This window comes from Ancylobacter oerskovii, assembly GCF_018390555.1.
GTDB lineage: Bacteria > Pseudomonadota > Alphaproteobacteria > Rhizobiales > Xanthobacteraceae > Ancylobacter > Ancylobacter oerskovii.
On record NZ_JAHBGB010000002.1, the window covers coordinates 247,625 to 268,313 of the forward strand.

The window sequence follows — 20,689 nt, forward strand, 5'->3', positions numbered from 1 at the left end:
TCACGCGCCTTCCAGCTGATCGATGGCGGCCATCACGCCGCGCAATTCGGCGAGCCCGCGCAGCCGGCCGATGATCGGGTAGCCAGGGTGGGTCTTTCGGCCGGCATCGTCGATCAGCTCGTGGCCATGGTCCGGGCGCATGGGAATTTCCCAGTCGGCGCGGCCTTCCGCCTTGCGACGGCGTTCCTCGGCCATCAGCGTGCGCACCAGCTTCACCATGTCGGTGTCGCCGCCGAGATGGTCGGCCTCCATGAACGAGCCGTCGGCGTCCTTGCGGACGTTGCGCAAATGGGCGAAGTGGATCTTGTCGGCGAAGCGGGCGGCGATGGCCGGCACGTCATTGGCCGGATTGGCGCCGAGCGAGCCGGAGCACAGCGTCAAGCCGTTTGACGGCGAGGGCACGCAGCCGAGGATGAAGGCGATGTCCTCGGCATTCGACACGATCCGGTCGAGCCCGAACAGGCTGCGCGGCGGATCGTCGGGATGCACGCACAGGCGGAGGCCGCATTCCTCGGCGGTCGGGATGATCTCCTCGAGGAAGTGCTTGTAGTTGGCCTTCAGGTCCTCGCGCGAGACCTCGTCATAGCGCTCCAGCATGGCACGGAGCTGCGGCACGTCATAGCGGTCATAGGCGCCGGGCAGGCCGGCCATGATGTTGGTGAGCAGCCCGTCGCGATCCGTCTCGCTGGAGCGCGCGAACCACTCGGCTGCCCGCGCCAGCACCTCCGGCGAGTGACCCTTCTCGGCGCCGGGACGCTTCAGGATGTGAAGGTCGAAGGCAACGTATTCGTGGATATTGAAGCGCAGCGCCGTGCCGCCGCCCGGCAGCGGCGCATGGAGTTGGGTGCGCGTCCAGTCGAGGATCGGCATGAAGTTGTAGCAGACGACCGAGATGCCCTCGGCGGCGAGATTGCGCAGCGATGCACGGTAATTGTCGAGCAGCGGCGCGAGGTCGCCGTCGCCGAGCTTGATGCGCTCGTGGATCGGCAGGCTTTCGACGACGCTCCACCGCAGGCCCAGGGCGGGGTTTTCCACCAGCGCCTTGCGCCTGCGGATCTCTTCGGGCGTCCACACCTCGCCATAGGGGATCTGATGCAGCGCCGTGACCACGCCGGTCGCGCCGGCCTGCACGATGTGCCTCAGTTCGACGGCATCGTCGGGGCCGAACCAGCGCCAGGTCTGTTCCATGAAAGTCTCCGGTTTATCGGGTGGGGGTCGCGTGGGCGAGGCCCCGAAGCGTGGCGCGGGTGCCGTGCGTCGACAGCCGGACATAGGCGTCGGTGACGGCGGCGGTGAAGGTCGGGTTCGCGCCCAGCGTGCCGAAGATCGGCTCGATGGCGACGGCGCGGCGCACGTAACCGGCAGCGTCGGTGGCGGGCGCCGCGGCCGACGCCAGAAGCGGAGCCAGCGGATCTGACACCCGCAGCGGCGCGCCCGCATCGCTCGTGCCGCGCGCATGGCGCAGGAACGCGGCGACGACGAGGGCGAGCCTTTCAATGCCCTGCCCCGCCGCCATGCGGTCGCGGATCGGCGCGAGGATGCGCTGCGGCAGCTTCTGCGAGCCGTCCATGGCGATCTGCGCCGTGAGATGGCGCACCCCGGGATTTTCGTAGCGCGCGCGCAGCTGCGCGGCATAGGCGGCAAGGTCGGCACCGGGCGGCGGCGGCACGGTGGGGATGATCTCCTCGCGCCACAGCGCCTCGACGAAGGCGCCGATATCCGGGTCGGCGATGGCGGCGCTGACCGTCTCCACGCCGGCGAGGGTGCCGAGATAGGCCATCGCCGAATGGGTGCCGTTGAGCATGCGCAGCTTCATGAGCTCGAACGGCTCGACGTCGGTCGTCATCTGCGCACCGGCGAGATCCCAGCGCGGGCGGCCGGACGGAAAATTGTCCTCGATCACCCATTGGCGGAACGGCTCGTGCAGCACCGGCGCCTCGTCGCGCAGGCCGATCAGCTCCGCCGTCGCGGCGATGCCTTCCGGCGTGACGGCCGGCACGATGCGGTCGACCATGGTGGAGGGAAAGGCCACCTCGCGCTCGATCCATACCGCCAGCGCCTCGCCCTTCAGCGCCGCGTACTCAGTGACGACGCGACGGGTGACATGGCCGTTGCCCGGCAGGTTGTCGCAGCACAGCACAGTGAACGGCGCGAGACCGGCCGCGCGGCGCGCCGCCAGTGCCGCGACGATCAGGCCGGGGGCGGTGGCGGGCCGGCTTCCGGCCGCGAGGTCGGCGCGGATCTCCGGGTGATCGGCGCGCAAATGTCCGGTCGCCGGGTCGTGGCAATAGCCCTTCTCGGTGATGGTCAGGCTGACGATCCGCGTCGCGGGATCGGCCAAGAGGGCGGCGAGCCGCTCACCCTCGCTCGGTGCGTGGATGGCCGCGGTGAGCGAGCCGATGATACGGGCATGGCTGCCTCCCGGCCCGCGCTCGACGGCGGTGTACAGGCCGTCCTGCGGCTCCAGCCGCGCCTTCTGGTCGGGGCTGCGCAGGCTGACGCCGGTGAGGCCCCAGGACAGGTCGCCGCTCGCCTCCATCGCCTCGTCGTTGAACGCGGCGACATGGGCCCGCACGAAGGCGCCGAGCCCGATATGCACGATACCGGTGCCGACACGGGCGGGATCGAAGCCGGGCAGCCGGGCGCGGACGCGCGGAAGGCTGCGCCGGTCGAGGCGCTCGAAGGAAGACGTGGTGTCGGTCATCGGTGTTTCCGGTTCAGTCGAACATCAGGCCGGGCAGCCACAGCGAGATGGCCGGCACGAAGGAGACCAGCATCAGCACCAGGATGTTGCACAGCAGGAAGGGCACCACCTCGCGCGCCACCGTGCCGAGCGGCACCCGGGCGATGTTGCCGGCGACGAACAGGCAGACGCCGACCGGCGGGGTGGTCAGGCCGAGCATCAGGTTGATGACGCAGATCATCGCGAAGTGGATCGGGTCGATGCCGACCGCCGTCGCCACCGCCAACAGCGGCGGGAACAGAATGATCAGCGCGGCGATCGTCTCCATGAAGGTGCCGACGATCAGCAGCAGAATGTTCACCAGGAGGATGATGACGTACTTGTTCTCCGTCATCGCCAGCATCGAGGCGGCGATCTGCTGCGGAATCTGCTCGGAGGTCAGGATCCAGCCGAACAGGTTGGCGAGACCGACCAAGAGGATCAGCGCGCCGGAGCCGACGGCGCTATCGAGCAGGATCTTGGGAAGTTCCCGCAGGCGGAAGCCCTTGTAGATGAACAGGCCCACCAGGAAGGCGTAGATCGACGCGACGATCGAAGCTTCGGTCGGGGTGAAGATGCCGCCGACGATGCCGTAGAGGATGATGACCGTCATCAGGATGGCCCAGAAGGCCGCCTTGCCGGAGTTGAAGATCTCGCCGAAGCCGGCCCATTCGCCCTTCGGGTAGTTGCGCGCCCGGGCGACGAGATAGCAGGTCACCATCATGGCGAGGCCCATCAGCACGCCGGGAATGGCGCCGGCAAGGAACATCCGTCCCACCGACAGGCCGGTCAGCGTGCCGACGATGATCATCGGTACCGAGGGCGGGATGATCGGGCCGACGGTGGAGGCCGAGGCGGTGAGCGCGGCGGCGAAGCCGGCGGAATAGCCGGACTTCTTCATCGCCGGGATCATCACCGCGCCGATCGAGGCGGTTTCCGACACCGCGGTGCCGGAGATGCCGGCGAAGATCATCGAGCCGCCGACATTGGCGAGGCCGAGGCCGCCGCGAATATGGCCGAGCACCGCGCTGGAGAACCGCACGATCTGGTCGGTGATGCCGCCGCGGTTCATCAAATTGCCGGCGAGCACGAAGCCGGGAATGCAGAGCAGCACGAAGCTGTCCATGCCGGTGTACATGAACTGCGGGATGACGGTGAGGTCGATGTCGGCCGCCAGCAGATAGGCCAGCGAGGCGACGCCGAGCGAGATGGCCACGGGCACGCCGAGCAACAGGCAGGCGGCGAAGGTGCCGAACAGGAGCGCGACGAGCATCAGACCAGCTCCTCAAGCGTGGGGGTACGGCCATAGCCGAGCAGCCGGGCCAGGGCGAAGAACACCAGGCACACCGGGATGATCATCACGTCGACATAGGACCACAGCATCGGCGCGTCGAAGGAACGCGCCCGCTCGCCGAGGCTCATCTCCAGATACACCCAGGCGCTGGGAATGATGGCGAGGCCGAACAGAAGGATGACCACGTCAACCAGCTTGGCGGCGAGGTTTCGCGCCGGCTCCGGCAGCATCGAGGTGACGATGTCGACATTGACCATCTCGCCGTCCAGCAGGGCCAGCCCGCAGGAGAACGACACCAGATGGATCAGCGCGAAGCGGGAGACTTCTTCCGTCCAGGCCGGCACGTAGACATTCGGCAGCCGCCCCAACACCTGCATGGTGACGACGGCGATCAGCACGACGAACGCGACCACCGTGCCGATCCGACAAATCCACTTCATGGCGCAGAGCGCCAGCTCGAACAGCGTACGCATCCAGGTGCTCCGCGACAGGCAGGAAGGCGCGGCCCCATCCCGGGCCGCGCCGCGGGAGGGCGTCACTTGGTCGAGAGGATCTGCTCGTAGAGCGGCCGCAGCTGGTCGCCGAGCGCCTTCGACACCGCGTCCTGGCCGGCCTTGGCGAAGGCCTCCTTGTCGACGGTGACGAACTCCATGCCGGCCTTCTCGAGGGCGGCGCGGTCCTCCGCGTCGGTCTTGGTGAACAGCTCGCGCTCATAGGCCTGCGCGATCTTGGCGGATTCGCGAATGGCCTCCTGCTGCTCCTTGGTCAGCTTGTTGAAGTTGCGCTCGCTGACCACGAGATAGATCCAGCTGCGCACGTGATCGGTGAGGTTCACGTATTTCTGGACTTCGTTGAAGCTCGCCGAGCGGATCAGCGCCAACGGGTTCTCCTGCGCATCGATGACGTGGCTCTGCAGGCCGGTGAACACTTCCGAGAACGCCATCGGCGTCGCCTTGGCGCCGACCGCGTTCCAGAACACCACGTGCAGCGGCACGTTGGAGACGCGCATCTTCAGCCCCTGCAGGTCGGCGGGGCTCTTGATCGGCCGGTTGGAGGTCAGCTCGCGCGGGCCGCGGGCGAAATAGGTCAGCGGGATGACGCGGACGCTCTTCTGGATCTCCTCGGCGATCTTCTGGCCGACCGGGCCGTCCACCACCTTCTGCAGGTGATCGAGGTCGCGGATCGCGTAGGGCACCGCCAACAGCGAGGCATAGGGCGTCCAGTTCTGCATGGATTCACCAGAGATGGTGAAGTCGACGGTGCCGAACTGCATGCCCTTGATCAGGTCGACTTCCTTGCCCAGCGTGTCGTTCGGGAAGACCTGGATCTCGACTTCGCCATTGGTGCGCTTCTTCACCTCCTCGGCGAATTTCAGCGAGGCGAGGTGCCACGAATTCTGCTCATTGGCGAGATGGCCGAGCTTCATCACCGTCTTGGCGTCGGCGGTGCCGGCGAACAGCGCGGCGGTCATCGCGCCGGCCAGAATAGCGCTCTTCAGATGTGCAAACACGTCTTTCCTCCCAGTTTTTTGATGTTCGGCTTGCCAGCAAGCCGACAGGCAGCGGCGTTACTGCGCGAAATCCAGCTGGATCTTGATGGTCTTGCCCGGCTCCTTCTCGAAGAGCTCGAAGGCGGCGGCGGCGTCCTTCGCCGCGAAGGTCTGGGTGATCATCGCCTCGGGCTTCAGCTTGCCGCCCTCCAACCACTCGACCACCTTTGGGATCAGCCGGCGGTTGAGCCGCGAGCCGTAGAGCGTGAGCTCCTTCTTGACGATCTCCTGCTGCGAGATGTTGCAGGGCGCCGGGGAGAACCCCATGATCCCGACGCGCCCGGCCGGAGAGGCGACGCGGCAGGCTTCCTCCAGCAACGCGGGAACCCCGGCGCAGTCGATCACCAGAGTCGGGCCGAGGCCGTCGGTCTCCGGGGCGACGCGGGCGGGAATGTCGTCGACGCCGGAGACCAGCACCTTGTCGGCGCCGAAGCCGAGCGCGCGCTCCAGCCGCGCCCGGTCGGGATCGGCGACGATGACGCGGGCGCCGTTCATCTTGGCGACCTGCATCACCGTCACCCCGACGGTGCCGGCGCCATAGAGCAGCACGGTGTCGTCCGGCCCGCAGCCGGTGCGCTCCAGAATGTTGGCGGCGATGGAGAACGGCTCGGCCAGCGCGCCGATGCCGATGGGGGTCTCGGCCTTGAGCTTCACCGCATTACCCGCCGGCACGGCGATGAAGTTGCGGAACCCGCCATCGCGGTGCACGCCCATCACTTCGAGATGGGCGCAGACATTCGAGCGGCCGATGCGGCAGGGATAGCAATGGCCGCAGGCGACCACCGGATCGACCACGACGCGATCGCCGGCTTTGAAGCCGGTGACGCTCGCGCCGACCTCGACGATCTCGCCGGCGAATTCATGGCCGATGACGCGCGGATAGCGGGCGAAAGGATTGCTGCCGTGGAAAATATGCATGTCCGAGCCGCAAATCCCAGCACGCAGCACACGGACCAACACTTCGCCTGATTCAACCGGGGGCATGTCGGCCTCGACGACGCGCAGATCGTGAGGGCGGACGACACTGACGGCAATCATGGCGCTTCCTCCTGCCTTATGGCTTGAGGCGACATTGCAACACTAGTATGCAAGTTGTCAATCAATGGTCGGCGACCTCTTATGTCACGCGGAATCTGCCATTCCGGCCGACTGTCCGGCGCATGTCACCGTTCGCAAGGCGTTGCCGTGCCTAGTTGCCGGAAGATATTCGAAGCCGTCCCCCGACGCGGATGTCCGCTTCCAGGCAAGTCTCGATGTCCGGAGCCGGCGGAATATGCCATGGCAACCTGTTCACGAGCCACGGCGAGTGACCGGGTGTGGGAGGCGGCCTGAAAGCCCCTCCCCGCTCGAGCCGCAGAATTGTGTTGGCACATTCGTTGGCATATGCCCGACAAACGGCAACCTATATCATTATTTCTATTGAATAATTTCCATGTGATATCCGTCCTGCCGGGCCACCATTTGCCCCTCCGCCAGTCTCGCCGATGTCTGCCGAGGCACCCGATCGGCTATCCGAATTGCTCAACCGCAAAATCGATAAATGCCCGGAGCTTGGGGGTTATCCGTCGGTCCGGCGCGAAAAGAAGATGCTTTGGGCGGGTTGCCGGCAGCCAATCGGACAGGATCGGCGTGAGGCCGCCGGTCGCGATGTCTTCCTGGAGAAGCTCTGCGGCCTGGAGGATGATGCCCGAGCCGGCCAATGCGGCCTGCCGCAATGCTTGTCCGCTATTGACCGAGAATTTCGGCTTGATCGGGACGACGACCTCACCCGACGCTCCGATGAAACGCCAGGACGTCTCCAGCACCGAGCCCGCGAAACCCAGACAGTCATGCCGCACCAGATCTTCCGGTGACGAGGGAACGCCCTGGCGCCGAAGATAGTCGGTCGAGGCGCAGGCAAGGAAACCTTGGGGGCGCAGGCCACGCGCAATAAGCGTGCTGTCGGACAGGCGTCCGATGCGGAACACGCAGTCGTAGCCTTCGTCGACCAGATCCACCAGACGATCGCTCAGGTTGAGCCGGATCGTGACGTCGGGATACTGCGCCATGAAATCGGGCAGCACCGGCGCAAGGCTGTAGGTGCCGAAGGTGAACGGCGCATTGATGCGCAATTCGCCGCGCGGTGCCGCGCGGTTTTGCGCCGCCATCGCTTCGGCCGCCTCGAGTTCCGCCAGAACGATCCGCGTCCGTTCGAGGAAATCCTTGCCCGCATCCGTCAGGCTCTGGCGTCGGGTCGTCCGGTTCAGCAGCCGGACGCCCAGATGCTCCTCGAGCAGGCGGATGTGCTTGCCCACCATCGGTCCCGAGATGCCCATGGCGTCGGCGGCCGCGGAAAACGAACCCGCCTCCGCCACCTTGGCGAATACCTCCATGCTGGTCAGGCGATCCATCGATTAAAAACCACCAGTTTCCAGTGTTGCTACTGGATGCGGATTTATCACGATCCCGGCGAGATCCATATTCCCTCCAACGCCGACAGGTTCGGCATCACACATGGAGGTCGCTATGACTGTCGCTGTCATCGGTACCGGCAAGATGGGTTCGGGCATCGCCAAACTGCTTGCCGGCAAGGGCGAGAAAATCGTTATCGGATCGCGGGACCCGGCGAAGGCCGCGCAGCTCGCTGCCGAGATCGGCCATGGCGCCGAGGGCGGAGGCATCGCCGCAGCGGCGAAGCTGGCCGACATCGTCGTGCTCGCCGTCACCTATCCTCAGATCGGCGACGCGATCAGGGAAGCGGGAGGCCTTGCCGGCAAGATCATCGTCGACATCTCAAATCCCATTACCGAGGACTTCAAGGCGTTGACGGTGGGACACACCACGTCCGCGGCTGAGGAAATTCAGAAGCTTGCGCCCGAAGCCAAGGTCGTGAAGGCCTTCAACACGATCTTCGCGCAGCTGCTACCGGCGGAATCGCGCGAGGGCCGCAAGGTGCAAGTGTTTGTCGCCGGCGACGACGAAGTCGCCAAGAAGAAAGTTTCCGATCTGGTGGCGAAGGGCGAGTTCGAACCGATCGACTCCGGTCCGCTGTCGAACTCGCGATATCTGGAGCCTGTCGGCGAAATCAACATCTGGTTCGGCTTCTTCCTCGGCTGGGGCACGAGCGCGGCCCCGGCCTGGATCAAATCCTGAGCGTGACGCGGGGCAGGAGCGCACGGCGCTTCTGCCCCATACTAAAGGCACAGCGGAGCGCCCATGCGCACGGCCGAGCTTTTCGAACCCCTGCCGCTGCGGCGTGGCCCCGCCATGAAGAACCGCTTCATGCTGGCACCGCTTACCAACCAGCAGAGCGCACCGGATGGCAGGGCGACGGACGACGACGTTGAATGGATGAAGCGCGTGGCTCGAGGCGGCTACGCGCTGGTGCAGACCTGCGCCACGACCGTCGAGGCGGGTGGCCGTGCCTTCAGGGGCCAGCTCGGCATCCATGATGACGACCTGGCCCCAGAGCTCAGCCGAATGGCTGACGCGATCCGCGCGGGCGGCGCTCTCTCGGCCGTGCAGATCCATCACGCCGGCCATCGGGCGCGGCCGGAACTGGGTGGCGTGCCGGCACCGGCATCGGAGGGCAATGCGCCGGGCTACGCGGCGCTGAACCTCGACGAGGTCGAGCGCATTCGCGACTCCTTCGTCCACGCAGCACGGCGTGCGGAAAGGGCCGGCTTCGACGGCGTGGCCGTCCACGGCGCCTTCGGCTGGATCCTTTCGGAATTCCTCTCGCCCCTGCTCAACCGGCGCACCGATCGCTATGGCGGCAGCCTGGAGAACCGGGCAAGGCTGATATTCGAGGTGATCGACGGTATTCGCGCGGCTTGCCGGCCGGACTTCCAGATCGGCCTGCGGCTGTCGGTGGAGCGTTACGGGCTCCGCTTCGAAGAACTGGTCGATGTCGCTGCGGAGGTCATGCACCAACAGAAGATCGATTACTTCGATCTGGCGCTGTGGGATTCCCGCCAGGCTGCACCGGAGGGCTCATACCGGGACCGCAGCATGTTGAGCGCCTTCACCGGACTGCCACGTCACGGGGTGCGTCTCGGTGTCGCCGGCAAAATCAGGGATGTCGCGCGATGTGCCGAGCTTCTGCAGGAAGGCTGTGATTTCGTGCTGATCGCACGCGCCGCCATCCTTTGCCCTGACTTCCCCCTGCGCGCCCGAGCGAACCCCGCCTATGTTTCACCGACATTGCCGGTGAGTGCGGCCCATCTTCGGGAAATGGGACTGAGCCTCCCTTTCATCGACTACATGCGTACAGCCTGGGACGGCTTCGTTGCCCGGGAGGATGCGGAACATTGCCCAACAAAAACAGACGACCAGCCGAGGATTTAACATGCTGAGCTATGTCATGGTCGGCTCGAACGATATAACGCAGTCCGAGCACTTCTACTCCGCTTTCCTTCCCGTACTTGGCTATGAGCTGAAGCGATGGAAAGGGAAACTGATCTATTCTCTTCCCGGCATCCCGGACCGGCACAACGGTCCCGGCGCCTTCTATGTCGTGCCGCCCTATGATGGCGAACCGGCCACGGTTGGCAATGGCACGATGATCGCCTTCCGCGCGCAGACCCACGATGACGTCCGCACTTTGCACGCAGCAGGACTGAAGGCCGGGGGAACGAATGAGGGAGCGCCGGGCTTCCGGGACGACTACGGACCCCGGTTCTACGCCGCCTATCTGCGCGATCCGCTTGGCAACAAGATCGCGATCTTCTGCACCAATCCACGCGAGCCGGCTCGAGGCGAGGAAGCCCGCGCCTAGGGGCGAGAAACGACGCCATCCTCCGCTCGATCGCAGGTAGTCAGGATCGCAGCGCCGATGGCGTCGCGGCCATGGTCGCCGATGGCCGCTCGGTAAAACCACGCGTTCCGGGGTGACAGGCCGCGTACGGCACGGTCAGCGCCGGACCACTCCCGGCACTGACCTGTCAGCCGACCTGCTCTCAAATCTGCGTCATGCCGCCGTCCACGAAGAGCTCGGCGCCGTTGACGAAACTGGCGGCGTCGGAGGCCAGGAACAGCACCGCGTCGGCGACGTCCTCGGGCTTGCCGACCCGGCCGGCGGGAATGGAAGCGACCATGCCGGTCTTCACGCCCTCGGCCTGCGCCCCGCCGCCGAACAGATCGTTGAGACCCGCCGTCTCGATCACGCCGGGGCTGACGACGTTCACCCGGATATGCCGATCCTTCAGGTCGAGGATCCAGTTGCGGGCGAAATTGCGTACCGCCGCCTTGGTGGCGCTGTAGACGCTGAAAGCCGGGTTGCCGGTGGACCCGGTGACCGAGCCGGTGAGCACCACCGAGCCCCCGTCGCGCAGCAGCGGCAGCGCCTTCTGCACGGTGAACAGCACGCCCTTCACATTCGTGGCGAAGGTCTCGTCGAAATGCGCCTCATCGATGGCGCCGAGCGGGGCGAAGCTGCCGCCCCCGGCATTGGCGAACACCACGTCGATCTGCGCATAGCGCTGCTGCACGGCGTCATAGAGGCGGTCGATATCGGCGAGCTTCGACATGTCGCCGCGCACGCCGGTGATGTCGCCGCCGATCGCCTTCACCGCGGCGTCGAGCGCCTCTTGCCTGCGGCCGGTGATGAAAACCGACGCCCCCTCCGCCACGAAGGCTTTCGCCGTCGCGAGCCCGATGCCGCTGGTGCCGCCGGTGACCACCACGACCTTGTTGCTGAACCTGCTCATGATCCGTCTCCATCTCTGCGGCCATGATGGGCCGCGCCTGATGTCGAGAGATATCGAACGGGAACGCTGATGCGTGTAGACGGCGAATATGGCACCTTGCGTTCCACAAATGGAACGATGATCGACGCGCCATGCCCGACCTCAACGACTATGCCTTCTTCGCCGAGGTGGTGAAGCATGGCGGCTTTGCCGCCGCCGGCCGGGCGCTGCGCCTGCCGAAGTCGCGGCTGAGCCGCCGCATTGCCGGTCTCGAGGCGCAGCTCGGCGTGCGCCTCATCGAGCGATCTTCGCGGCGCTTCCGGGTCACTGAGGTGGGCGAGGCGTTTTATGCGCGCTGCCGCGCCATGCTGGAGGAAGCCGAGCAGGCCGAGGCGCTGGTGGCGCAGGCACAGAGCGAGCCGCGCGGCCGGGTGCGCTTCGCCTGCCCGACTGGCATGGTGGAGGTGCTGTCGCCGGGACTTCCCGTCTTCCTGTCGCGCCATCCGAAGGTGCATCTGCAGGTGATCGTCGCCGACCAGCCAGTCGACCTGATCGCCGAGCACATTGATGTCGCGCTGCGGGTGCGCGTCGACATCACCACCGACGCCGCGCTCACCCTGCGCACGCTCGGCCGTTCGCAGCGCATACTGGTCGCCAGCCCGGCATGGGCGAACGCGCTGGGGGAGGCCGGTATCGGCGGGCTCGCGGACCTGCCGACGCTAGGCTCCAGCGACGAGACCGGAGAGATCGTCTGGGATCTCGCGGGGCTGGACGGTGCCACCTTCAGCCTGCGGCACGAGCCGCGGCTCACCTGCCGCGATTTCGCGGCGTTGCGCGAGGCGGCCGCCGCCGGCCTGGGGGTGGCGTTGTTGCCCGATCATGTCTGCCGCGACGACCTCGCGGCCGGCCGCCTCGTCCAGCTTTTGCCCGGCTGGGGCGGACAGATCGGCATCGTCCACCTCGTCTTCACCACGCGCCGCGGCCTGCCGCCCGCAGTCCGGGCCTTCATCGACCATCTCGCGGCAACGTTCCGACCTCTGAGGTTGGAACTCTGATCGCCGCGCTCTGGAGTGACACATCCTCGACGTCGAGAACGTACAGGAAACCAGCGGATGAACCTGTGATCGGTCTCGGAGGGGCTTTTCGAGACGCGCCGCTCGCAAATTCTCCCTGGTAACGAAGCACCGCTCAATAGTTTCCGCGCGTCCGTCGAACACATAGGCGGAGCCGTTCGCGGGGTGGCGCTCGCAGTGGCGGTGGGATTGAGCGCCGCCGTCGCCTCCGGTGTCGGCGTCATCGGCTTCATCGGCCTCGCGTCCAACGCCCTGTGCAATGCCATCGGCGTGCGTACGGTTCGGCAGCGCCTCATTGCCGCGCCGGCTGTCGGCGCCGCGCTGCTCGGCCTCACGGATCTCGCGGTACGTCATCTCGCGCTGCTGGACGGCGTTCCGACCGGCGCAGTCACCTCGCTCATCGGCGCGCCGCTGCTGCTGTTGATGATCGGGCGCCTGCCGGCGTCACGCCCCGGCGCCGGTTCGATACCTCAGGTCTCCCGGCTCGGCCCGTGACCGATCGCGATGAGCCTCATACTGATCGGCGCTTTCGCATTGGCCTCGATGGCCGGCCGCGATGCCGAGGGATGGCGGATCGATGCATGGTCCGACGCCGTGCTTCTTTGGCCATGGCGGGGACCGCGCCTGCTCGCCGCGTTCGGGTCAGGCGCCATGCTCGGCTGCGCCGGGGCGTTGATGCAACGTCTGACCAGAAACCCGATGGCATCGCCTGAAATGCTCGGCATTTCGCCGGGCGCGGCCATCGCCGTGATACTCGCGATGATGTGGTTCCCCCGGCTTAATACCGGCTGGGTATCGATCCTGGCGTTTGCCGGGGCGTTCGCGGCGGTGAGCACCCTTGTCACGATCTCCCTGCGAACCGGCTTTACCTCCGAGCGACTGCTGTTGACGGGGATCGCGATAGGATCCGTCAGCATGGCGCTGTGCGCGATGGTCCTGGCGACGGGCGATCCACGCTCGACGCTTCTGTTGTCGTGGATGGCAGAATCCACCTATCGGATCACCCAGGCGGAGGCCTATGTCGTCGTGGCGATGGCGGCGCTCGTCTCCCTCGCCTCCCTGCCGCTGGTCCGGTCCTTGGAAATCCTGGGGCTGGGCGAGCCAGGCGCCAAGGCTCTCGGTGTCGCGTTGACGCCCATCCGCCTGGCCATTGTCGTGCTGGCGGCCGCGGCGACGGCGACGCTGTCGGTAGGACCGCTCAGCTTCGTGGGGCTCGCAGGACCGCATATGGCCCGGCTGTTCGGCTTCCGGCGGATCGCCGGGCATCTCCTTGCCTCGGCCGCCTTCGGTGGATTGGTGATGATGATCGCGGACTGGATCGGCCGCACCGTCCTGTTTCCGTTGGAAATCCCGGCCGGCGGCGTCGCGTCGTTGATAGGCGGCCCGTATGTGCTGTGGCTGATGCGGAGGCGTTGACGAGGTAACAGCCACCTCAAAAGGGCTCGCCACGCAAATTCTCCGTCGGGAAGGCGGCCTGAAGGCCCCTCCTCCTTCGTTACGTCTTCGTCATGCTCCGGCAACCTTACAGCATGCTCGGCATCTGTAGTTTCCGGCGGCCTGCCGCGAGGCAGGCTGCGGACATTCGTGTCTGTGGAGATGGAGCGCATCGTGGGGAGACGGTGCGCTCCATCTTGCCCTTGCGGGCCTCGCCCCGGTATTTCGCGTCGCGGCACCGTCTCCGCGAAACCTGTCGGACCCGTCCTTCAGCTCGCCTGTTTCAGCACGTCCGGAACCTCCTCGTCCGGCGTGCCGAGCCAGACACCGAGGTCGCGAAGGCGCGCCTGCACCTCGGCGGCCGAAATCGCCGAGGTCGGCACGCCGCGCCCTGCCGCCATGGCGGCCGCGATCGCCGCCGCCTCGCCGGTCATGGTGCAGGCAGGGACATTGCGGGTGGAGCCGAAGGCGATCGCATCGACGGAGATGCAGCGGCCGGCGACGAGAAGGTTGTCGACGTCGAGCGGCACCAGCGTACGGTAGGGAATGCCGTAGCCGATGCCGACATGATCCATGATGGCGCGGCTGCCACCCGGCTCATGCACGTCCACGGGCGAATTGCAGAGCCCGATCGCATCGTCGAAGCGCCGGTTGCCGCGCGCGTCGGCTTCCGTCAGGACGTATTGCCCGGTGATGCGACGGGTCTCGCGCACGCCGAGTTTCGGCGCGACCTCGAGGAAGATCGCATCCTCGAACCCCTTCACATAGCGCTGCAGGAAATCGAAGGCGCAATAGGCCTGCTTGCGGATCTCGATTTCCGCCCGGCTCAGGTCCCGGTCGTCGAGCCCGTTGCCCTGGTACCGGGTCACGTTGACGCTGATCTCGCCGGGGATGAGTCCGGTCTTCATGGTAATGTGGTCCTTGGGGATGATCCAGTCGAACCCTTCCGCCACCTTGTCCTTGATGCGCTGCTGGAAGCCGGTGAGCAGGACCGCCATCGCATAGTCCTCGTTGCGGTCGCCCGCCTCCTTCGGATAGACGACCTCCCACATATCCGCCCGGTTCGCCTCGCAATCGGCGATGAGCGCGGGGACGTTGACGTTCAGCACCCTGAAATAGGAGGTGATCGGCTGGGTCAGCCCGTCGCCTTCGCGCCCGAGCATGAATCGCGCGCCGGCCAGCGCCGCGACATCGCCGTCGCCCGACGCATCGATGAAAGCCTTGGCGAGAACGAGACTTTCGCCCGATTTCGTGCGGATGATCAGCCCGTGGAGCACACCGTCCTTCATCACCGACTGGACCACATTGGCGCGCAGCAGGACCTCGACGCCCGATTCCTCGACCATCTCGATGATCACGCGCTGCATCACCTCGGCATCGAAGGTGCCGGTGTACTTGCCCCAGTAGGATTCCCGGATGCGCCCGTCCGCACCGCGATAGGCGACGCAGCGGTCGAGCATCTCTTCGAAGATCTTCGAGTTGATGAGCCCGGTCGGCTTGGTCAGTCGACCGCCGGTGATGAGGCCGCCGAGAAAGCCGGTCCCCTCCAGCAGCAACACCTTCGCCCCCTCGCGGGCCGCGCGGATGGCCGCGACGATGCCGGAAGAGCCGGCGCCGGTCACCACCACATCATAGGAGCCGAACAGATTCATTTTCATTCCTTCCGAAAAGCGTCCGAGCCGGCTCAGCCGAGATATTCCATGATGTAAAGACCGGCATTGTAGTCGGTGACATAGGCGAGCCCGGCCGTGTCGACGAAGATGTCGCAGGACTGGATGATCGGTTTCTTGCCGGGGCGCCGGTCCATCAGCCCGGAAGGCGGCGGCGGCACGAGCGCCCCCACTTCCTTCGGCTGATAGGCGTTGGAGATGTCGTAGACGCGCACGCCGGCATTCTGCCAAGTGGAGAAGATCAGCGAGGAACTCTGGAAGCTCCCCGGCCGGTTCTCGTGGATGTTGTGCGGCCCGTAATGGGCGCCCTTATGCGTATAGTCCTGATCCGACGGCGGCGGCATGGTCGCGATCGGAACGGGGTTTGCCGGATCCTTCACATCGAAGATCCAGATGTTCTTGAGCCCGTCCTCGAAGTCGTCGAGCACCGCCTCGTCGACGACGACGAGAATGTCGCGCCCGGCGATCGGCAGGCAATTATGCGTACCGCCCTGGAAGGGCGGCGACCAGTTGGTGTGGCGGATGAGGGAGGGCCTCGTCCGGTCGGAGACATCCATCACCACCAGGCCGGCATCGCGCCATGCCCCCCAGGCGATATTCCCGTCGACGATCGCGTGGTGCAGGCCGCACTTCGCGTTGGCCGGCCAGGCGGGCGTCTCGCCGGCCGCCTGATGCATGCCCGGCAGCGCGTAGCGCCCCGCCTCGCGCGGGTTCGCCGGATCGGACATGTCGACGGTCATGAAGATGAAATCGGTATAGCCGTCGAGCAGCGCCGACACATAGGCCCACTTGCCGCCCGTCCACCAGATGCGGTGAATGCCGCCGGAGACCGGCATGAAGCCGATGCGCCGGGGCTCGCCGGGCTTGGTGGCGATATCATAGATGGCGAGGCCGGCATCCCAGTCGCGGGCGGCCTTCGGCGCGGCGGTGCCGAGCGCGGTGCCGGCCGCGGCCTTGTAATAGGACGCCTCGTCGGCGAAGCCGGCATCGGCAAAGACATCCTTGCCGTGAACGACCAGGAGCAGGCCATCGGCGACCTGGAGATGCACGTTCCAGGTATTGGCCGGGGCCTTCACATAGCCGGCGGCTTTCGGATTGGCGGGATCGCGCACGTCGACGATCGAAAAACCCTGACTGAAAAGATGCCCCACATACGCAAATCCATCCTGGACCATGACCTGAATGCCGTCGCGCAATCCCCCCTGGTCCGAATGGCCGATCAGCCGCATGTTTCGGGCATGGTCGGGTTTCATGATGTCTTTCGCCATGGCTCATCCAATCCGTTCGAAATACATGCCGGCGGGGCGCGATCCGTCGCGCTCCGCCGCTGACTGCATGGATCAGCTCTTGACCTTGTTGCCCCAGTTATCCGGGCTGTTGACGTTCTCCTTCCAGATCATGACAGGCTGGATGAGCGTGTTCTTTTCGACCGGCTTGCCGGAGAAATGGTTCTCCATCTCCTTTACGATCGAACTGCCCATGGAGAACGGATCCTGGCCGACATCGGCGGTCTGCGTCCCCTCGCGGATACGCTGCAGGCCCAGCGGCGTGCCGTCGAAGCCGATGACCGGGATGTGCCCCTTTTCGCCGACCAGTTCCAACCGATTGATCTGGCGAAGCGCCGAGACGACCCCGCGGATCATCTCGTCATTATGCGCCCAGATGGCCGCGACGTTCGGATCGCGGGTAAAGGCGTCGACGGTCAGCGTCTGCGCGTTGTCCGCCGTCCATTCCGCCTTCAGCGTCTCGATGGTGATGTCGGGATATTTTTCCTTCATCTGCTGGTGGAAGCCGTCGTAGCGCTTCTGCGACTGGCCGGAGCCGATCGCGCCGCGCACTTCCAGCACCCGCCCCTTGCCGCCGGTCAGCTTCGCCACGGCATCGGCCGCCGCTCGGCCGCCGGCCACGTCGTCGAAGGTGTTGTAGGCCACCCACTCGCCTTCCGGCGGCAGGTTCTCGAGCATGAACAGCGGGATCTTGGCCTCGTTAGCCTTGCGCACGCCGCCCTGCAGCAGCTTGGCATCGACGGGGTTGAGCAGGATGATATCCGGCTGCTTGGACAGCACGTCGAGCAGCTGCGTCGTCTGCGTCGAGGCGTCGCCCTTGCCGTCATAGACGGAGATCTTCATCCCCTTCTCGGCGGCCAGCTTCCTGACGTGATCGACCAGCGTCACCTGGTATTCGTATTGCAGGCCGAAAGCGATATAGGCGAGGGTCTTGCCCTTGAGAACGCTGTCTGCCGCCGAGGCCGCACCCGGCAGGCCGAGGGCGCCCGTCAGCATGAAGGCCGCGCCTGCGGTGAGTTGCAGAACGGTGCGGCGTGTCGTCGGCATCGTGATCTTGTTATGCATTGTGCTTCCTCCCAATTGGACCTTGAGCCACCCTTTCCGGGTGTTATTGGCGTTGCTGCTGCACTTGGTTTCCAGGCGAAATGATCCCGTTTCCCCCGGACGTTTTGTCCGTCTGATCGCATCGGTACGGCTGGGCCGGAGGTCACCCTCGCGACATGTCAGGTTTTCGGCGTGCGCGCCGACTTGGTGGCGATCACCTTCCTGCGCATGCCCGCCTCCAGATAGTTGCGGCGATAGACATCGAGGGAGGCCGCCGCCGCGATGACCAGGCCGGAGACGACCGAGTCCCAGTTGGGCGGCACGTTCAGGAGATTGACCGCGTTCTGCACCAGGCCGAGCAGCACCACGCCGAGCAGCATGCTGCCAATGTTCCCCTCGCCGCCGAAAAGGCTGACGCCGCCGATGACCACCGCCGCGATGACAGCGAGTTCCAGGCCCTGCGCCGCCGTCGCCGCCCCCGCCTCGAAACGGGCGGTGATCAACAGGCCGGCGATGGCCGACATCAGGCCGGAAATCATGAAGGCGAGGACGATCACCCGCTCCGTCTTGATGCCGGCCAGCCGCGCCGCCAGCGGATTGCCGCCCGTCGCGTAGATCGACCGTCCGAAGGAGGTGCGGGAGAGCACGATCTGCGCGATCACCGCGAGCACCAGCGTCAGGACGATGACCGCCGGAATGCCGAGAATGCGCGCGGCCTGGAAATCGACGAAGAATCGCGGCACCGGCGCGATATTGGTACCGCCGGAATAGATGTAGGCGAGGCCGCGGGCGATCGTCATGGTGGCGAGCGTGGCGATCAGCGCGGGAATGCGCAGTTTCGTGACGGCGAGCCCGTTGATGAGGCCGATGCCGACGCCGGCGGCCAGCGCCACCACCACGCCGATTTCAGGCGAAAGCCCCTGAAACTGCACCAGCCCCACCGACAGCACGGAGGACAGGACGAGGACCGAGGCGACCGAGAGGTCGATGCCGGCCACGAGGATGACGAAGGTCTGTCCGATCGCGACGACGGCGATGATGGTTGCCGACTGAAGAACGTTCTCGATGTTGCGCGTCGTCGCGAACACCGGGCTGAGCACGCTCATGACGGCGCCGCCGAGCAGGATCACGCCGAGCAGGCCGACGCTCTGCATGAGGTCGATGAACGAGAGGCGACCGCGCAATCCCTGCAGTCCGGCCTGTCCGGCGGGGGCGAGGCTGCTCGCCTGAGTATTCTCCATTGTCATTCCGTGTCTCCCCAACGCTCAGCCTGTGGTCGCGTAGCTCATGATGGTCTCGCCGGTGGCCTCCGCCCGCGACAGCTTCGCGGAGATGCGCCCCGACCGCATGACGAGGACGCGATCCGACAGCGACAGGATTTCCGGCAGCTCCGAGCTGATGAGCAGGATCGCCATGCCGCTTTCCGCCAGCCGGACGATCAGTTCGCTGATTTCCGACTTGGCCCCGACATCGATCCCCTTTGTCGGCTCATCGAGGATCAGCAGCCTCGGCCGGCGCGCCAGCCAGCGGCCGAGAACGACCTTCTGCTGATTGCCGCCCGACAGCGTCGAGACGCGTACCTTCGAGGACGCCGCCTTGACCGCGAGGCTCTTCATCTCGCGCGCGGCGATCTCCTCTTCGATCCGGCTCGACAGGAAGCCGTAGCGCGTGACGCGATCGAAGATGCTGAGCGTCATGTTGCTGCGAACGCTCATCAGCCCGACGAGCGCCTGCCGGCGCCGGTCTTCCGGCACGAGACCGATGCCGGCATCGATCGCCGCCTTGGGGTCGTTCGACCGGATGGGTATTCCGCCGACCTCGACGGAGCCGCGATCGTAAGGGTCGATGCCGAAGATGCAGGCCGCGAGCTCGCTGCGGCCGGCCCCCACGAGGCCGGACATGCCGACGATCTCGCCGGCGCGGACCTCGAACGATATGTCGTCGAGAACGCCCTGCCGCGACAGCTTGTCGACGCGCATCACCACCTCGCCGACCGGGCGCGGCTTGTGCAGCGCCTCGCGCACCTCGCGGCCGACCATCATGCGGATGACCTTGTCGTGGTCGAGCTCGGCGATCGGCTTCGTGCCGACCAGCCGGCCGTCGCGCAGCACGGTGACGCGGTCGGCGATGGCGAAGACCTCCTCCAGCCAGTGCGAGACGAAGACGATGCCGAGGCCGTTCGACTTCAGATCCTCGACAACGCGGAAAAGCCGTTCGATCTCCGGCGGCGACAGCGAGGTCGTCGGCTCGTCCATGATGAGGATCTTGGAATCCTCGGAAATGGCACGCGCGATCTCCACCAGTTGCTGATCCGCGGGCGACAGGCGCCCGGCCGGCGTGGAGATGTTGAGATGCGGCGCGACGCGGTCGACGGCGGCACGCGCCTTCTGCTTCTGCGCCCGCCTCGAGACCCATCCATAGCGCCCGGGCCAACGGCCGAGCATGATGTTCTCGGCCACCGACATCGCCGGCACCAGATGGGCGTCCTGGTGGATGGTGGCAACGCCGATGCGATGCGCCGAGGCCGGATCGGCCTGCAAGGGCACGCCATCGACGGTGATCTCGCCGCGATCGGGAGCGTAGAACCCCGCCATGAGCTTGATCAGGGTGGATTTACCGGCGCCGTTCTCGCCGAGCAGCGCCGTGACTTCGCCGGAGCGAACGTCGAAATCGACATTGTCGAGTGCCAATACGCCCGGGAAACCCTTCGTGATGCCGTGAGCCACAAGGATATTTCGCGGTTCACCGCCCGCCGGCCGGATATTGGCCGACGGCCCGACCGCACTCACGACAGACCTCTCGCGGCCCGCGACAGGACGCGCCCAACCCGCAGCATGAAACTTCCTCCTCCGACGGGCACGCCACTCCTGGGAGCGGGCCCGGGGCGAGATCTTCCGCCTCGCCGATGACGGGACGCTAGAGACGCCCCCCTCACCTGTCAACTGGTCAAG

Annotated in this window: 19 protein-coding genes; 6 read left to right on the forward strand and 13 right to left on the reverse strand. The window is 66.0% G+C overall.

The window, feature by feature from the left end; all coding sequences use genetic code 11:
• From uxuA to KHC19_RS01480, 7 genes are all read right to left on the reverse strand, one after another.
• Positions 1–1,188 carry a mannonate dehydratase gene (gene uxuA / locus KHC19_RS01450; protein WP_213350243.1) on the reverse strand — a complete coding sequence of 396 codons (1,188 nt, stop codon included), beginning with the start codon at positions 1,186–1,188 and terminating at the stop codon, positions 1–3.
• A 13-nt stretch (positions 1,189–1,201) separates the two neighbouring features.
• Complete coding sequence (locus KHC19_RS01455; RefSeq protein WP_213350244.1) at positions 1,202–2,704, reverse strand: mannitol dehydrogenase family protein; 1,503 nt, start codon at positions 2,702–2,704, stop codon at positions 1,202–1,204.
• Positions 2,705–2,717: 13 nt separating this feature from the next.
• Complete coding sequence (locus KHC19_RS01460; RefSeq protein WP_213350245.1) at positions 2,718–3,995, reverse strand: TRAP transporter large permease; 1,278 nt, start codon at positions 3,993–3,995, stop codon at positions 2,718–2,720.
• Entirely contained in the window at positions 3,995–4,489 is a 495-nt protein-coding gene (locus KHC19_RS01465; protein ID WP_213350246.1) for a TRAP transporter small permease, read from the reverse strand. The genes KHC19_RS01460 and KHC19_RS01465 overlap by 1 nt, the downstream gene beginning before the upstream one ends.
• A gap of 62 nt (positions 4,490–4,551) precedes the next feature.
• Positions 4,552–5,526 carry a TRAP transporter substrate-binding protein gene (locus tag KHC19_RS01470; RefSeq protein ID WP_343207629.1) on the reverse strand — a complete coding sequence of 325 codons (975 nt, stop codon included), beginning with the start codon at positions 5,524–5,526 and terminating at the stop codon, positions 4,552–4,554.
• A gap of 57 nt (positions 5,527–5,583) precedes the next feature.
• On the reverse strand, positions 5,584–6,603 hold the full coding sequence (locus KHC19_RS01475) for a Zn-dependent oxidoreductase (protein WP_213350247.1): 1,020 nt from the start codon (positions 6,601–6,603) through the stop codon (positions 5,584–5,586).
• Positions 6,604–7,073: 470 nt separating this feature from the next.
• Positions 7,074–7,955, reverse strand: a complete 882-nt coding sequence (locus tag KHC19_RS01480) for a LysR family transcriptional regulator (protein ID WP_213350248.1) — start codon at positions 7,953–7,955, stop codon at positions 7,074–7,076.
• Between the two features lie 115 nt (positions 7,956–8,070).
• Here KHC19_RS01480 and KHC19_RS01485 point away from each other — a divergent pair, with 115 nt between their 5' ends.
• The 3 genes from KHC19_RS01485 to KHC19_RS01495 all read left to right on the forward strand — a co-directional run bounded on the left by KHC19_RS01485 (position 8,071) and on the right by KHC19_RS01495 (position 10,321).
• Positions 8,071–8,697, forward strand: a complete 627-nt coding sequence (locus KHC19_RS01485; RefSeq protein WP_213350249.1) for an NADPH-dependent F420 reductase — start codon at positions 8,071–8,073, stop codon at positions 8,695–8,697.
• Positions 8,698–8,760: 63 nt separating this feature from the next.
• Positions 8,761–9,891 (forward strand): NADH:flavin oxidoreductase, encoded by a 1,131-nt coding sequence (locus KHC19_RS01490; protein WP_213350250.1) that lies wholly within the window; start codon positions 8,761–8,763, stop codon positions 9,889–9,891.
• Between the two features lies 1 nt (position 9,892).
• Entirely contained in the window at positions 9,893–10,321 is a 429-nt protein-coding gene (locus KHC19_RS01495; protein WP_213350251.1) for a VOC family protein, read from the forward strand.
• A 181-nt stretch (positions 10,322–10,502) separates the two neighbouring features.
• On the opposite strand, the gene KHC19_RS01500 is transcribed toward KHC19_RS01495, so the two are convergent.
• Entirely contained in the window at positions 10,503–11,252 is a 750-nt protein-coding gene (locus tag KHC19_RS01500) for an SDR family NAD(P)-dependent oxidoreductase (protein ID WP_246548076.1), read from the reverse strand.
• Between the two features lie 131 nt (positions 11,253–11,383).
• Between KHC19_RS01500 and KHC19_RS01505 the strand changes: the two genes are divergently transcribed.
• From KHC19_RS01505 to KHC19_RS01515, 3 genes are all read left to right on the forward strand, one after another.
• On the forward strand, positions 11,384–12,286 hold the full coding sequence (locus tag KHC19_RS01505) for a LysR substrate-binding domain-containing protein (protein WP_213350252.1): 903 nt from the start codon (positions 11,384–11,386) through the stop codon (positions 12,284–12,286).
• A 183-nt stretch (positions 12,287–12,469) separates the two neighbouring features.
• On the forward strand, positions 12,470–12,799 hold the full coding sequence (locus KHC19_RS01510) for an iron chelate uptake ABC transporter family permease subunit (protein WP_343207630.1): 330 nt from the start codon (positions 12,470–12,472) through the stop codon (positions 12,797–12,799).
• Between the two features lie 9 nt (positions 12,800–12,808).
• Positions 12,809–13,720 (forward strand): iron chelate uptake ABC transporter family permease subunit, encoded by a 912-nt coding sequence (locus KHC19_RS01515; protein ID WP_213350254.1) that lies wholly within the window; start codon positions 12,809–12,811, stop codon positions 13,718–13,720.
• Positions 13,721–14,007: 287 nt separating this feature from the next.
• On the opposite strand, the gene KHC19_RS01520 is transcribed toward KHC19_RS01515, so the two are convergent.
• The 5 genes from KHC19_RS01520 to KHC19_RS01540 all read right to left on the reverse strand — a co-directional run bounded on the left by KHC19_RS01520 (position 14,008) and on the right by KHC19_RS01540 (position 20,464).
• A complete protein-coding gene (locus KHC19_RS01520) occupies positions 14,008–15,390 on the reverse strand; it encodes an FAD-dependent oxidoreductase (RefSeq protein WP_246548078.1) in 1,383 nt (460 codons plus the stop codon).
• Between the two features lie 32 nt (positions 15,391–15,422).
• A complete protein-coding gene (locus KHC19_RS01525) occupies positions 15,423–16,676 on the reverse strand; it encodes an LVIVD repeat-containing protein (protein ID WP_246548080.1) in 1,254 nt (417 codons plus the stop codon).
• A 72-nt stretch (positions 16,677–16,748) separates the two neighbouring features.
• Positions 16,749–17,759, reverse strand: a complete 1,011-nt coding sequence (locus KHC19_RS01530) for a sugar ABC transporter substrate-binding protein (protein WP_213350256.1) — start codon at positions 17,757–17,759, stop codon at positions 16,749–16,751.
• A 158-nt stretch (positions 17,760–17,917) separates the two neighbouring features.
• A complete protein-coding gene (locus KHC19_RS01535) occupies positions 17,918–18,985 on the reverse strand; it encodes an ABC transporter permease (protein WP_246548082.1) in 1,068 nt (355 codons plus the stop codon).
• 18 nt (positions 18,986–19,003) lie between these two features.
• Positions 19,004–20,464 (reverse strand): sugar ABC transporter ATP-binding protein, encoded by a 1,461-nt coding sequence (locus KHC19_RS01540; RefSeq protein WP_343207631.1) that lies wholly within the window; start codon positions 20,462–20,464, stop codon positions 19,004–19,006.
• Between the last annotated feature and the right edge of the window lie 225 nt (positions 20,465–20,689).